This is a genomic window from Leptolyngbya sp. FACHB-8 (genome assembly GCF_014695575.1).
Lineage (GTDB): Bacteria > Cyanobacteriota > Cyanobacteriia > Elainellales > Elainellaceae > Vacuolonema.
Window position 1 is genome coordinate 54,102 of record NZ_JACJOO010000016.1, and the last position, 14,149, is coordinate 68,250.

At 45.9% G+C, this 14,149-nt stretch carries 11 protein-coding genes and 1 pseudogene; 9 read left to right on the top strand and 3 right to left on the bottom strand.

The features are described from left to right. Window positions 1-248: 248 nt before the first annotated feature. The 3 genes and pseudogenes from H6F91_RS03960 to H6F91_RS03970 form a co-directional block, all read right to left on the bottom strand. A pseudogene (locus H6F91_RS03960) lies at window positions 249-509 on the bottom strand (hypothetical protein); the annotation flags it as partial. Between the two features lie 343 nt (window positions 510-852). Continuing rightward, on the bottom strand, window positions 853-1,293 hold the full coding sequence (locus H6F91_RS03965; RefSeq protein ID WP_190773173.1) for a hypothetical protein: 441 nt from the start codon (window positions 1,291-1,293) through the stop codon (window positions 853-855). Window positions 1,294-1,490: 197 nt separating this feature from the next. Beyond that, complete coding sequence (locus H6F91_RS03970) at window positions 1,491-2,186, bottom strand: hypothetical protein (protein ID WP_190773172.1); 696 nt, start codon at window positions 2,184-2,186, stop codon at window positions 1,491-1,493. Window positions 2,187-2,971: 785 nt separating this feature from the next. On the opposite strand from H6F91_RS03970, the gene H6F91_RS03975 reads away from it, so the two are divergent. The 9 genes from H6F91_RS03975 to H6F91_RS04010 form a co-directional block, all read left to right on the top strand. After that, on the top strand, window positions 2,972-3,196 hold the full coding sequence (locus tag H6F91_RS03975; protein ID WP_190773171.1) for a hypothetical protein: 225 nt from the start codon (window positions 2,972-2,974) through the stop codon (window positions 3,194-3,196). A gap of 269 nt (window positions 3,197-3,465) precedes the next feature. Then, a complete protein-coding gene (locus H6F91_RS03980) occupies window positions 3,466-4,557 on the top strand; it encodes a type 1 glutamine amidotransferase domain-containing protein (protein ID WP_190773170.1) in 1,092 nt (363 codons plus the stop codon). A gap of 85 nt (window positions 4,558-4,642) precedes the next feature. Beyond that, window positions 4,643-5,263, top strand: coding sequence for an HPF/RaiA family ribosome-associated protein (locus H6F91_RS03985; RefSeq protein ID WP_190773169.1), 621 nt, complete (start codon window positions 4,643-4,645; stop codon window positions 5,261-5,263). A gap of 43 nt (window positions 5,264-5,306) precedes the next feature. After that, window positions 5,307-5,669: a hypothetical protein gene (locus H6F91_RS03990; protein ID WP_190773168.1), complete on the top strand. Its 363-nt coding sequence runs from the start codon at window positions 5,307-5,309 to the stop codon at window positions 5,667-5,669. A gap of 440 nt (window positions 5,670-6,109) precedes the next feature. Next, window positions 6,110-6,319 carry a hypothetical protein gene (locus tag H6F91_RS03995; RefSeq protein ID WP_190773175.1) on the top strand — a complete coding sequence of 70 codons (210 nt, stop codon included), beginning with the start codon at window positions 6,110-6,112 and terminating at the stop codon, window positions 6,317-6,319. Between the two features lie 1,108 nt (window positions 6,320-7,427). Beyond that, window positions 7,428-11,795, top strand: a complete 4,368-nt coding sequence (locus tag H6F91_RS04000; protein ID WP_190789229.1) for a GAF domain-containing protein — start codon at window positions 7,428-7,430, stop codon at window positions 11,793-11,795. 137 nt (window positions 11,796-11,932) lie between these two features. Continuing rightward, on the top strand, window positions 11,933-12,919 hold the full coding sequence (locus H6F91_RS04005; protein ID WP_242035622.1) for a PleD family two-component system response regulator: 987 nt from the start codon (window positions 11,933-11,935) through the stop codon (window positions 12,917-12,919). 317 nt (window positions 12,920-13,236) lie between these two features. Continuing rightward, complete coding sequence (locus H6F91_RS28215) at window positions 13,237-13,371, top strand: hypothetical protein (RefSeq protein WP_277874358.1); 135 nt, start codon at window positions 13,237-13,239, stop codon at window positions 13,369-13,371. Window positions 13,372-13,428: 57 nt separating this feature from the next. Further along, on the top strand, window positions 13,429-14,149 hold a 721-nt coding region (locus H6F91_RS04010), incomplete at its 3' end, for a transposase (RefSeq protein ID WP_190789230.1).

Consider the following 14,149-nt stretch of genomic DNA (forward strand, 5'->3'; position numbering starts at 1 on the left):
GTTCGGCTTTAGGAACCTGTTCTTTTTGGGATCACCGCACCGTACCGAATTAGCCTTCTCAAAAATGGAACTGATTATTGTGAAACTCTTGTTTTTTCGTTGTAGGACTCTTTCAAAGACCATCAAAAATTTCAAAAAAGTACGGTTTTCCTTACTCAACCGTACCTTCTGGAGTCATAAATTTCATTTATTTCTTCCATACTTCTGTTCATTCTAGTTATGACAATAAGAGAGTCCAAAGTTCAATCTCAGGCTCTCTTGTTGTCATAACTGAGAGCCCATTCCTCCTGCCGCTGATGTATAAGAACCTGAATCTCGGCTCGTAATGCTGCAATCTCTGTCCGAAGGTCTGTAATTACCTTTGCGCCCGTCATCTCTGCTTCTGAATTTTCAGCATCACGCCCCACAAAAAAGGTGGCAAGGGTTGAGGTGACATACCCGAAGACAGCAAAGGCATAAAGTGCGAGCAGAAAGCACAATATCCGTCCTTCAGGCGTTTTTGGGAAGAAGCTTTACCCTTCAAGAGAAAATATTAAAATACTGGGCTATCTCGAAAACGTGGCCTAAAACGGGCTGAAAGGATTTATTTTTCGTACGCAAAGCACACGAAAAATAACCTTCAAAGCGGGTTCTGTTAAATGAATATCATCAAACATAAAGCCCGAACTGCTATAGCCTTTCTCGAAGCAGATGGCACAGCACTTTGGGCTTTATGTTTAATTGAGTTGAGTTACCTGTGGAAAGCAGGAAAATTTTGACGACTCAGATCAGCATTCTTCTAATGCCTCTTATTACTGGTTTGGGTGCGATCGCCTTTCCCCATTAGTAATAACATCAAAATTTCAGAGGTTTCTAATACCTCATGCTGGGTGTGATAAACAAATCAATTGCTTCACCCAGCCCTAAGCTGAATGTCGTAATCATAATCGTCCAGATCAATACATCAGTTTGTGTGAATTCAGTTGCTCGCATTTCCATAATTGCGTATAGCAATGTGGCTAATGGCAGCAAGACGAGACTTAATAAAATTGGTTTGATAAATGCCAACGCGACAATCAAACTGAGAACTAAGCTTAGCCCAATAGCAACAACCACTTCTTGCCGAGCAAGCCAAAGTAGAGAATCTAGAATAGGATTTTTCTTCCAGATGACAGTAAAAGTCAGGAGCAAAATGAGAGTTCCAAGCAGCCAAAATATATGATGGGCAGCCAAATACCATCCCAATAGGACATACTCTCCACCTAGCAATAGGAGAGCAGGTAAGGGCTTTACGGCCAATACTTGATTATTCATATCGGGTATTTCTAATGTCGAGCTTGCTTAAGGATGCGATGCTATTACTATAGCTAGCATTCCTGCAAAGGGGATGGCTTGTATACGAAACTCCATGTAATCATCCACGGCTTTACAAGTTTTAAGAATGCCTGAATTGGAGAGTTTCGATTTACTTCTTTTGCTCGGCTAACGAATGATATAGATTTTTTCAGTTCTTAACGCCTTGTCTGTAGCCATTCGTCAGAAACCCTTTGTTGGTTCCATGCTACAGCTTGTTCAACCTTACGAATACGACGCAATTGATCTTGTACCAGTAGGTCTGGATTATTGTTAAATCCGCTGGCGTCTAGTTCCCCCGTTTGAGAGTCATAATAAGACCTCACACGGGCACACAATATGATGCTGTGCTGCGGCTTGTTCTGGCGCTGACAATTCTTAAGATTCGAGATAAATGCAGTTCCCGCAGCAGGGGATTGAATCCATAAATCAACGCCCTGGATCAACAGCCTTGGGTTTAACATGACTCCCTGTTGTGCCCCATCCTCTAGGAGGGATGGAATCACTGTCGTCTGAATGTGGTTAATGGCTTGTTGGTCTGCATGTCTGGCAGAAATCGCGTTTCCCTGCCAGGAAAAAGTTCCTTGATTAATAGCCTCATTCGCTGGGTCAACGTGAGATTGCCAGGCAGAGGTTCTGTCTCCTTCAATTGTTCGGGTTCCTTCTGCCATGCCGATCGCGATCGCTCCTACACTATTGGTAGTTGCAAACAATGTTTGAGCCTGTTCGAGTGTTAGTGAAGGTGGAGGCCACAAGACCTCAAAGTTTTTTACTTGCCCTGGAAGAACCTGGGGGCGAGAAGGCAGAAGTTGAGCGGCCCCCCATCCTGTCATTAAGGCCAACTGAAGCAGCATGAGGAATCGCCAAGTGCGACGTCGAAGTCCTCGTTTTAGCTGACGCCGTTGAGAAGCAGGAGAAAGATAGCACCCGTTCACAGAGTTTTTGCGGAATGTGCCTGCCTGGTGCCGTCTAAATCGCTGCTGCCGTTGCAAATGGGATGAATGCCGAAGCAAGAAAAAAAGTTCTCCAAAAAGACTATTAAGAACAAGATATTGCAGAGTATTTTCTGTCACGTCTATCTTGTGCTGGACTTTTTACTAAGGTGCTCTTCTGCCTTTTAGAAGGTTTTTAGAAAATGAAATAATTGCTTTGATCCCTGAAAGGACCTTCAAATAAGGCAAAAAAGGAAATATGAGAGCAGCTCGCTTACTGATTAAAAAAGCCTATATAAGTCTTTCGGATTGATAAGGTATAAGCGATGGATGTAAGACAAGTCTCATATCCATCGCTTATACCCATCAGTTCGGACAATGCTTTATCTATTTAAGATGAACCGTATGAAGATGGTTAAGTAGGTGATTGTGATCGAATATTAAGGCTCAAAAGACTGTGGTGTCCGTAAAGCAGACAGCGTAACCTTTTGGACCTTGTATTCAATTAAGTTGAGCTACTTAAGAATACAGTTGAGGCTCGTTAAAGAGGGCAGAAAAGCGTTTTTAAATACTCCTCAGGGCTGTGTTTCGCAATCTCAGCGTAAAGGAACAGATCTCAGCCTTCGTCTTTCTCCATCATGGGAGAGGGCTTTAATTTCTTTTACCCCTATGATGCTGTGGATAATGAATTGATGAGGTTATTTAAGATGAATACCTTATTGCTAGAAGTGGCAGAACAGATTACTGATGATACGGCAGCTTATTCCACTAGCCTGGTAGCTGTTTACGTTATTGGATTTGTGGCCGCTGCATTTTTGGGTTCTGTTGCTTGGTACAACTCGAAGCGTCCTCGGGGTTGGGAAAATAAAGAGCGGCCTGCTGCTGTGCCTGATTTGGATAAATCGGAATTTATCAACAACGAACCGAGCTAATGGTTTCTCCTGTACCAGAGAGTGCTTAGACGTAGGGCGGGGTGCGATGGAGCGATCGCGCCCCATTTTTGTGTCCTCACTACTCCAAAATTCAAATAATCCTATTTTGCCGCCTCGTTGTAACAGAAATAGAATCCCCAAGTTTTGCAGTAAAAATTAGCACCATCTTCCTAATGTTGCACTTTAGCTTCTAACTGGGGATCGAGGAAATGCTTGATTAAATCCTTTATGGTTAAGCATATTGAGCAGCAGTGTCTGAGGAATGTCCGATGGTATCCGAACCTAGTGGCTCGTCACCCAAACGCATTGCGTTTTTAGTCGAAAACCACTTTGAGGATGTGGAGTTCCAGATTCCATTTACGGCTCTTCGACAAGCCGGGGCTGAGGTGAAAATCCTGGGTAGCCGGATGACAGATGAGTATGTAGGAAAGCATGGAAACGTTCACATTCGCCCTGATGCCAGTACAACGGAAGTACGTGCTGAAGATTTTGATGGGTTTGTAATCCCAGGTGGTTATGCCCCTGATCGACTGCGTACCTTCGATCAAACTGTGCGTCTGGTCGTGGATGCGATCGCTCAAAACAAAATCATTGCCACTGTCTGCCACGGCCCTCAGCTTTTAATCGAAGCCGACCAGCTGCACGGTAAGCAAGCTACTGGTTTTCGTGCCATCCGTAAGGATATGCAGAATGCTGGAGCCAATTATGTGAACCAGGCTGTTGTCGTAGATGGGAATTTAATTACTTCCCGTCGACCCGGGGATATGGTTCCCTTCACCCTGACCCTGCTCAATAAGCTGAACCTTCAAATTCCAGGTAAAGCTCTGCCTAATCCAGATGAGCAACAGTATGAATTGTGGCATCTGGCCGAACAGTGGGGTGGCTCAACCCTTGATGAGATTGTCAGTGCCTTGAGCCGTGTTTTTCTAAGTGAACGCTATACTCTCACTGAGTTTCAGCATTATGAACGCATGGTCGAGGAAGCTGATGTGAAAGCCATCTTCCGAGACATCGAATCGATGAAGGCTAATCACATCGAGCTGCTGGAACGTCGCTTGCGGGGCCTCAAAGGGGCTGTTACCTGGCAAGCCGTGCGGAAAGATGCTTTTACCCCTCTCCAAGACTATCGGCAGGCTGCAGATACGGGAGTGATATTGCGGCGATCGCTCGGAGACTTACAAACGGGCGCTATTGATGCTAACCAATTTGCATCTCAACTCACAGATCCCATTACCGTGCAGCTCTTAGAGCAAATATCCATGAACCTGGAGCGCTATGAGGAGCAATTGGGTGATTTATACCGTACCCGCATGGGCACCCAGGTCCAGCCTCCCATTCCTACAATGCCTGCTGCGTGCTGATCTCTTAAGGGCCTAATGCCACTGTGCATGAAATGAAATTGCTTTAGCTCAACAGGTTAGATGCCACCGTGATACAGGAGTACCCATGAGAATCCCCGTTGACATTACCTACCGCAACGTTGAGAAAACAGATGCACTTGAGACGTTGATTCAGGAAAAACTCGCCAAATTAGATGAGGTCTGTGACCATATCATGGGCTGCCATATAGCCATTGAGCAGGTCCACACTAGTCCTCAAGAAGGCTCTCCCTACCGGGTTCGCATCGACATGACCATACCACCTCAGCACGAACTGGCTGTGGTCAAAAGTCCCAATGAAGGGGGGCAATACGATTCCCTTGAAAGTGTTATTCGAGATGCCTTTGACGCGGCTCGTAAGCAGCTGAAGAAACTCACCGAACGGCAACACCAGAAGGTGAAGCACCATCCCGAGCAAGTAACGGGAGGCATCATAACTCAACTTTTTGCCAGCGAAGATTATGGGTTTATCAAAACCCTCGATTCCCAGGATATCTATTTCAACCGAAACAGCGTTCTCAACGACGATTTTGATCGCTTAACGGTGGGGACTGGGGTTCGATTCTTCGTGGTAGACGGTGTGGAAGGCCCCCGAGCTAGCACAGTACAGATTGTGGATAAGCCAGGGGTTAGCTCTGAGAAAGTCGAAGAGCACCACGTAGATGTGCCAAATGGATGGGGCACATAAGGTTCTTTGAACCATGTAACCAGTTGTTGTTAGGAGAGGGTTTATGACGCAAGAATCTAATAAAGCAAATGTCAACAAGCAGGGTGAAATTCACCAGCCGCTCCAGCCGGAGGATGTCAGTCCCGAGCAGAAGCATGAGATCGCGGAAATTATGCGGAAAGAGCACCCAACCGTGAATCCGGGCGATCGAATTGACGAGAGCAAAACTCTGGAAGAGAAGGCTCAACAGGTTGCAGTCGACGCGCCTGATATTACGGGCGATCACATTGTCGTTCCCACCTATTTCATTGTGGATGAACCCGATGGCGAACGTAAAGCGTTGCACCACGTTAAGGATGCTGAAGAAATTTCTGATGTTATCCGTCAAGCTCGAATGAATGAGAACGGTGAGCGTGAGTGGTGGTAGAAGAATAAATCTTTTGTATATGTGATGTGCAAAAGATAGTTTAAAGGCTTAGATAGTTGTCTAAGAGGCTAACGAAATGGATTGCAAGGCGGAGAAAAACTCCGCCTTTTTTATTGGTTTTGAAACCGATATCATTCTATCTATAGCTAGAGCCATTTCTGGGCTAATAAGAATGGCTATGAGTATATGCCATATTTTGAAACCTTATGTAATAGAGACATTACACCCACATTCCATCCAAAAGGAGCACAAAAAATAAGATAAAATTATATTGAACGTTATGTAAACACTTGTGTAGATAACCTTGATAATCCATCAAGAATATTGCATAACAATACCAATCTAAAGGTAGATTCATTTCTTGTGCTCGTCTTTTAATCTATAGATAAGTTACTTCTGATCAGAAGAAATATTTCGTACCTCTAATTAAGGTGATGGATATGCCAGACGAAGAAAACAAATCATCAGAAGATGCAAATTATACTCCTGCTCCTGGTGGTGGTCTGCAGACCCCCATTGATGAGCGGCTTCGTACCACTGGCCAGAACGCATGGAAAGCTAACGTGCGTGAAGGCGCTGAGCCGGAAGCTCCTGGTGACAAAAATATCGATGCACCCGGCAACCCGAATCAGGGTACCGATGCTCGTTAATTGTAAATTTGATCCTTCTCTTAGCTAGTCCTCAGAGTGATACAAGGTTTAATCTTGTATCACTTTACTTTTTTATCTATATCCACGTCTTGCATCTTTCTAAAAACAAACAGCAAAGCCTTAATTTCTCATCGTTTTATGATGGAAAAATTAAGGCTTTGCTGTTTAGGGCTGCTTTAAGGGTTGCACCCATGCACGGGGATGTTCTGCTAAATAGAAAAGTCGTGCATGGATCCCCCAACAGAATTCCTGTATTTCCCATATTTAAAAGTGGGGGTATGAATTAGCCGCATCTTCATGGGTTGACTTCTGCCACTGCGACTAGACTGACAATTTTACATGCAGCATATTGTGATTTAGTGGGTACGAGAGATAGATGTGAGGTTTCATCCCATAAGTAGGTAGGTGTAAATAAACATAAAACCCAAAATGCTGTACCGCCCGCGAAGCGGGCGGTACAGCATTTTGGGTTTTATGTTTATTTAGGTTGAACTACTTATCTGTCTCTCGTACCTCACCGAACTGGAAAGGTTTATATGTAAGGGTTCCATATAGAAGAAATGACGTAATAAATTACAAAACACAACTGCTTTTAAGTATTTCTTACAAGTACTTCTATGTATTTTTCCATAAAGGCCCGAAACCGGAATTATACAGATGGTGCCCTATTAGGAAACTCATTTCATCCGTAGAAAGAAGCTTGTCTATGAACTGCGTTTGGCGTTATTAAAGTATTAATTAGATTCCTTTGTAAAAGGGGTGATTTTGTGTCGTAACCTGCATAGGTAATTCCTATGCTGTGTTTCCTTAGGAAATCCCCATAAAAAGCCATAGAGGGCATCTTCTACCTAAGATGGCTAACATGGAGTAAGTCCTTCTAATCTGACGTAACTTTTTGTCAAAGAAATTATTTCCAGAAAGCTGTAAGTGAAAACCCTTATAAGAGTAGACCTCAAGTTTCATAACTGAAATGGTAGAAATGAAACTTTTTTGCAGCTTTTTCACACTTTTTGGGTTAACTAAACTTTTGAGAATCGTAGTTGAGTAACTTCATACTTCCTCCGTAACAGTTATAGGCTGACACAGCATCTAATCTAGAGTCATAAATATGCCGGTTCCACTTCCAGTCAACGAAGCCCAAAGGCTCGCTGCTCTTCAAAGCTATAACATTCTTGATACCGAGGCAGAAGTTGCGTTTGATGATGCCACAAAGCTAGCAGCTCTGATTTGTGGAACCCCTATCTCGATGGTTAGCCTGGTCGATGAGCATCGTCAGTGGTTCAAATCTCGGTTTGGATTAACCGTTGCAGAAACCACCCGAGATCTGGCCTTCTGTGCCCATGCGATTCTCCATTCCGACATTCTGGTTGTACCCGATGCCCTTGAAGATGAACGGTTCGCTGACAACCCGCTGACAAGGGCAGAACCCACGGTACGAGCTTATGCAGGGGCACCGCTAATCAATCCCGAAGGATACGCTTTGGGAACCCTTTGTATCATTGACCATGTTCCTCGGCAATTTACTACGGAACAGTTAGATGCGTTGGCAGCGATCGCCCGCCAAGTCGTCACCCAGCTTGAACTGCGCCGCAAGCTCAATACTCTGACACAGGTGATGCAGGAGCGTCAGCAAACCGAGGCAGAGTATCAGGCTCTTTTTGAAAATGCAGTAGAAGGGCTTTACCAAACGACACAGGCCGGATGCTACTTAAAAGCCAATCCAATGCTGGCTAACATCTACGGCTATAGCTCCGCCGAAGAATTAATGGCGTCTATTACCGATGTCAATCACCTTTATATCAATCCAAGCCGTCGTCGAACTTTTGTGCGCTTGATCGAGTCGAAGGGGCAGGTGTCAGGATTTGAGTCCCAGGTTTATCGCAAAGATGGCGAGATGATTTGGACCTCAGAAAATGCACGGTTAGTTTGTGATGCAGCAGGGCACATTGTGGGCTACGAAGGGAGTGTCACGGACATCAGCGATCGCAAACGCACTGAACAGCGATTACGGGCTCAGTACGCAATTACCCGAATTCTAACGAACGCCACAACCCTGGAAACAGGCGCTACTAAAATTCTACAAGCCCTATGTGGTAGCTTGGGCTGGGCTATGGGGGAGTTGTGGCAGGTTGACCCCCATACCGATGTGATGCATTGCGCCAGCGTCTGGCACCGTCACCAGTCTCAAGTCCAAGAATTTGCTCTGAAAACACGGCAAATGACCTTTGCGAAGGGACAGGGGTTACCCGGTGATGTTTGGCGAACTGGAACCCCCATCTATACTCGCGATATTACTCAAGAAAAGCGCTGTCCTCGTGCCAGGATTGCGGCGATCGCTGGGCTTCATGGCGGCTTAGGCTTCCCGATTGTTTATAAGGGTACGGTACTGGGAGTTGTCTTCTTTTTCAGCGATCAGGTGTCACCCCCTGATCAAGACCTGCTGCACATGTTGACAGCCATTGGCAGCCAAATAGGCCAGTTCATGCAACGCAAACAGGCTGAGTTAGCCCTGCAGGAAAGTGAGCATCGGTTTCGTACCCTCTCCGGTTGTGCCCCTGTCGGTATTTTCTTGACCGATGCACAGGGCAGCTGTACTTACGTGAATGATCGTTGGTGCCAGGTCACCCAGCGTACCTTCCAACAGGCATTGGGGGATGGATGGAGCAAGGTTGTACACCCAGATGACCAGGAACGGGTTTTAGCCGCATGGATGGCCACTACGCAGAGGGGAGATGAATTTGCTTTAGAACTCCGTTTCCTACGGGCAGATAACTCGGTTGCCTGGGCTTTTGGGCAGGCTACTCCTTTGTTCGATAGTGACCATGCTGTAACGGGCTTCATTGGTACCATCAGCGACATTACTGAACGCAAGCGAGTAGAAGCCGAACTTCATCACCAGAACTATCAAATATCTCTGCTTAATGCTATTACCCAGCGCATTCGCCAGTCCCTTAACTTAAGTGAAATCCTCAATACAACGGTGGCTGAAGTTCGGCAATTTCTTCAGGCCGATCGGGTAATTATCTACCGCTTTGAGCCAGGCTGGGGCGGTACGGTGATGGTTGAGTCGGTTACTCCTGGCTGGGTTTCAACGTTAGGAGTCACCATTCAAGATACTTGTTTTCAGGAAGGCGGTTGGAAGACCTATTATCAGGGACGAACCCAGAGTATTGAGGATGTTGATCAAGCTCCTATTACGGAATGCTATAGGGCATTGCTAGCGCGATTTCAGGTGCGGGCCAACCTGGTAGTGCCAATCATTCAGGCACGGGAAACGGCGAGTGCTCAATCTCCTCTGTGGGGGCTGTTGATTGCTCATCAATGTGCCCACTCACGCCAGTGGCAAACCCACGATGTAGAACTTCTACGACAATTAGCCGATCAGGTGGGTATTGCTTTGGTGCATGCACAACTGCTAGAACAAGAAAGCCAACAACGGGAATGTCTAGCTTTGCAAAATACGGCCTTGGCCCAAGCAAAACAGACTGCAGAAAAGGCAAATCAGGCTAAAAGTAGCTTCTTGGCGGCTATGAGCCATGAAATTCGTACCCCTATGAATGCTGTGATTGGTATGACGGGGTTATTGCTCGATATGGAACTGACTGATCAACAGCGGGACTATATCGAGATTATTCGCACGAGTGGAGATGCACTTTTAACGATCTTGAATGATATTTTAGATTTTTCCAAAATTGAGTCGGGCAAACTGGAGTTGGAACAGCATCCCTTTAGCCTCACAACATGCATCGAAGAAGCTCTTGACTTACTGGCGACTAAAGCTGCCGAGAAGGGATTAGAACTGGCTTATTTAGTCGCACCCGATGTACCTCGAAGACTACTGGGAGATGTCACACGATTGCGGCAAATTTTAGTGAATTTGCTGAATAATGCCATCAAGTTTACCGATCACGGAGAAGTTATTGTTTCGGTTAATGCCCATCCTATCCAACCGCTTCTCCAAAACACCGCTTATACCAAGTACATTTCCCCATCCTACAAAATTCAGTTTGCTATTAAAGATACTGGTATTGGCATTCCAGCAGATAAGGTAGAACGGTTATTTCAATCCTTTAGTCAGGTTGATGCTTCTACCACTCGCCAGTATGGAGGAACAGGGCTAGGGCTGGCGATTTGTAAGCGGCTCTCGGAACTGATGAAAGGAGATATATGGGTTGAAAGTCAGCCGGGTGTAGGATCAACGTTTCATTTCACCATTGTTACTTCCCTTGCTACCGAACCTGAAAATTCTGTGGCTCTTCCTACTTTGGTCGGGAAGCGAATCTTGATTGTGGATGACAATGCTACGAATCGACAAATTCTTACCCAGCATGCCCATTCCTGGCATATGCAGCCTCAGGCTGTTGATTCAGGAGCCAACGCAGTAGCACGTCTGAAAAAAGGAGAACGCTTTGATCTTGCTATTCTAGATATGCACATGCCAGATATGGATGGCTTGATGCTGGCAAAGGCCATTCATGAGCAGGATGGCTGTCAACACTTGCCGTTGATTATGCTAACTTCCCTGAGTAAGGTAGACCCGTTATTGCCTAAAGACCAACAACACCTTGCGGCGCTTCTCAATAAGCCCATTAAGCCTGCACAACTCTATGCAACCTTAACCGAAATTCTGAACGAAAAGTCACAGTTGCCTCAGCGAGCAAGTGTTGTTGAGCGTACCCTACCACAACCAGAACAAAGCCAATCCCTCAGGATTCTGCTAGCAGAAGACCATCTGGTTAACCAAAAGATTGCGTTACTCATGTTGCACCAATTGGGGTATCGAGCCGATGTTGTGGGTAATGGGTTAGAAGTTTTGGAAGCACTGCACCGTCAGCCCTACGATGTGGTGTTGCTGGATGTACAAATGCCAGAGATGGATGGCTTGGAAACAGCCGATTGTATTTGTCGGCAATGGCCGCTTCAAAACCGCCCTTATCTCATTGCAATGACGGCTAATGCGATGCAGGGCGATCGCGAAATTTGTCTCAATGCAGGCATGAATCACTACATTAGCAAACCCATTCGTAAGGCAGATTTATCCCAAGCCCTTAGCCAATATCAACTTCATCTTTTACCAGTATCCTCCTCCGATACCTCCTTGCCCCTCTCTCCCATGGAGCGCTTGCCCGCTATAGATCAAGCTGTTTTAGAAGCGTTTCGGCAATCGATGGGAGACGATACTGGCTCATTTATGGTCGAGTTGATTGACTATTACCTGGCAGATACTCCTCATCTGTTGCAGCGGATGCAGGAGGCGATCGCCCAGCATAACTTTAGAGACCTTCAAATGGTTGCCCACGGCCTGAAATCCAGCAGTGCTTCTTTGGGGGCGATGCATTTAAGCCAGCTCTGCCATCAGTTAGAATTAATGCCCCTGCCCCTAACACCTGAACGCGTTACCCCCCTCGTTACCTGCCTAATATCTGAGTACCAGGAGGTGGAAACAGCTCTACGTTATGAACGTACAGCTATTTGAAAAGGTTGTTTTTCCGCAAGATACAGAAAAACAACCTTTTCAAATAATGTTTGAAAACCCAAATGCAAAGGCCATGGGAAATCAAACTATTTCTCTACATCCCTCTATCGAGTCATATCTAACCACTTTAACTAACCATGATGACTTCTTCTCATGTGCAACGCCGGACGACAACTCTACCAGCCGCAAAATCCACTCCAATGGTTTTGCTGATTGACGATGAACCCTTTATGCGAATGCAAGTACGCCGTTTTCTGGAGAAGGAGGGTTATCAAATAGTTGAAGCCACGAATGGCCAGGAAGGTATCGATGCCTGCAAACGTCTTCATCCAGATTTGATTTTGCTGGATGCCATGATGCCAATTATGGATGGGTTTGAGTGCTGTAACCAGTTACAAGCGTTACCAGCATCAGATCACACTCCTGTATTGATGATTACAGGGCTAGAGGATCAATTCTCCGTTGATAAAGCCTTTGCTGTCGGAGCAATAGATTACATCACGAAACCATTTCATTGGGCAGTTTTGCGCCAACGAGTTCATCGCTTAATCCAACAATCTCAACTTTTACAACAGTTAGAGGAGTCTAATCGAGTTTGGCAGCATTTGGCAGCCGTGGATGCATTGACACAGCTAGCGAATCGTCACCAGTTGGATGTGCAGCTTGATGTTGAATGGCGACGTATGGCACGAGAGGAAGCCCCTCTATCCTTCATCCTGTGTGACATCGATTTCTTCAAGCGTTACAACGATGCTTTAGGTCACCAGGCTGGAGACGCATGCTTGCGGCAGGTGGCTAAGGTAATTAAGAGAGTTGCCAAACGTCCAGGAGATTTAGCTATCCGTTATGGAGGAGAAGAATTTGCCGTCATTCTACCGAATACTCCTCTAGATGGTGCAGTGAAAGTGGCAGAAAGGCTACAAAATGCAGTGCAGAGAATTCAACTTGTCCATCCTAATTCAAAGGTCAGTTCCTACGTCACGTTAAGTACTGGGGTGAGTACAACTTTTCCATCTCAAACGTCTTACTTGCTGCCAGAAGCGTTAATTACTGCAGCTGATAAGGCTCTTTACGAAGCCAAAGCAATGGGACGCGATCGCTTCTGTGTCCACTCTCTCAGTTGACCTCAAAACTGTGCCTGTACGGCGGGTTTCAATCGCCAGGGATCCTGTACAGAATAAAACCCGGAATTTTTTTGGGAGGTATAACGAAGCCGTACCTCTGACAAAAAATTCCGGGTTTTATTCTATTGAAATTTTTAAGGATGTGCGAGTGGATGGCGAGAAGGTGCTAGTGGCTCGCACAGCTATTTCTCTATCTTAAGATGAGCTACTCCCACGATTTTTAAGCCTTTTTGCTTATGCATTATCTTCCAATGGATCTCTGTTTAGCTGCCTGTTTTCCCTTACAAACGAAGTATTGCTGTGTGGGAGTTATTGCTATGAGTGTGGAAGATTTTCAGCAGAGGCTAACTGAATGCGATCGCGCTACTCTTGAGTACCACTATATTTTTAGTGATGCCTTAGAACATCAACAGTCGCTGATAGAGCTATGTTTATTTGTGGTGTATGAGTAAAGGAGAAGAAACGGCGTATCCTGCTGGATAAGGAAAAAGACCAGACGAGGATACACCATGAATAACGACAATCTTATTGCATTCCAACCGCCGGAATCATCTTCAGCTTTTAGCGATGCCCTAACAGAACTGGTTCGTCAGGGTGCTCGCCAAATCATTGCTCAAGCAGTCGAAGCAGAGTTGAAAGAGTTTCTTGCCCAATACCAGTCCCTTAAAGATGACCAGGGACGACAGGCGATCGTTCGTAATGGATACCTGCCGGAGCGAACGATTATGACAGGGGTTGGGGAAGTGGAAGTTCAGGTACCGAAGGTGCGCGACCGCAGTGGTCGTGGTATCAAGTTCAATTCAACGCTGTTACCGCCCTATCTCAAGCGCGCTCGTAGTGTTGAGGAAGTGTTGCCCTGGCTCTATCTCAAGGGCGTATCCACCGGAGATTTCTCAGAAGCCTTAGCATCCTTGCTGGGAGCGAATGCTGAAGGTTTATCTGCCAGCACCATTAGCCGTTTGAAAGCCAAATGGATAGAGGAACACCAACAATGGCAGAAACGCTCCTTGAGCGGTAAACGGTACGTGTATATGTGGGCGGATGGAATCTACTTCAACATTCGCAACGAAGATGACCGTCAATGCATCCTCGTTGTTATGGGTGTCACCGACACCGGGACCAAAGAACTGCTGGGGCTAGAGGCTGGATTTCGAGAGTCCGAGTTAAGTTGGAAACCGTTGTTGTTGCGCTTGCAAGACCAGGGGCTGAAAACGGCTCCAGAGCTAGCGG